The sequence below is a fragment of the Aquitalea sp. S1-19 genome (genome assembly GCF_024343515.1).
The window spans coordinates 1-850 of record NZ_RJTZ01000333.1 but is presented as its reverse complement, the minus strand read 5'-3'; the positions used below and the strand labels follow the sequence as shown (position 1 = coordinate 850).

Genomic DNA, 850 nt, shown 5'->3' with positions numbered 1-850 from the left:
GACCGCCATGTGCAGCGCGGCCGCGTGCTCGCGCCATTGGCCGACCAGCTCCCAGCGTGCCATGCGCAGCGCTTCGTCACAGGCCCGCTCGGCCCGGACAATACGCCAGAGCACCTTCAGGAATTCGTCGCCGTCACGCTGGGCGCCGCCTTCTTCCAGATGGCGCGCGATTTCCACGACCTTGACCTGGTCCTGAATCGCACCCAGGGTCAGTTCGGCAATCGCCGACAGATGGCGATTGACCTCGGCAGGCATCAGCGGCATGCCCGGGTGCAACAGCAAACCCAGCACAAAAACGGCCTCCTCCAGCACGTCGGCGACATCGTCCATCCGTTCCAGCAAGCCAAGCATCGGCTGCCAGCGCTCGAAGTGATGGCTGCGCTGCCTTGCCTCGACCAGCAAATGGTCAGCCTGCCGCTCCCATGCCTTGGCCCGCGCCAGCTGCTGCTGGAGCCCGGCAGGCGAAGCCTGTTCGAGCAGCATTTCCACAATGGTCTGCGCCAACGCGTGACAGTACGCGGCCTGCTCGGCCAACAGGTCGAACTCGAAAGCGCGTTTGCGCATGGCCCGCGCCAGCAGCAAGCGGGCCTCGTCCGCCACCAGCGCCACCGGTTGCTGCTCCCTTAGCCTGATGCTGGCCTCCCGCATCAGCGCATACAGGTATTCGCGTGCCGAGGCCTCGCCCAGCACCCGGTCAAGCCGGTCGCCCACACGGAAGCCCCCACCATCCATCGACTGCATGGCGTCGTATACCAGCAGCTCCCCTCCGGCCAGCAGCCAGGCCATATGGCCCAGGTTTTCCCGCGCCAGCTGCTCGAGGATGCCGACCGCCACCGGCTTGCGGACAAAG

Annotated in this window: 1 protein-coding gene; it reads right to left on the bottom strand. The window is 66.4% G+C overall.

Annotation, left to right across the window (positions count from 1 at the left end; genetic code table 11):
* Positions 1 to 850, bottom strand: an 850-nt coding sequence (locus tag EGI20_RS18875; protein ID WP_498633236.1) for a hypothetical protein, incomplete at both ends; no start/stop codon positions are given.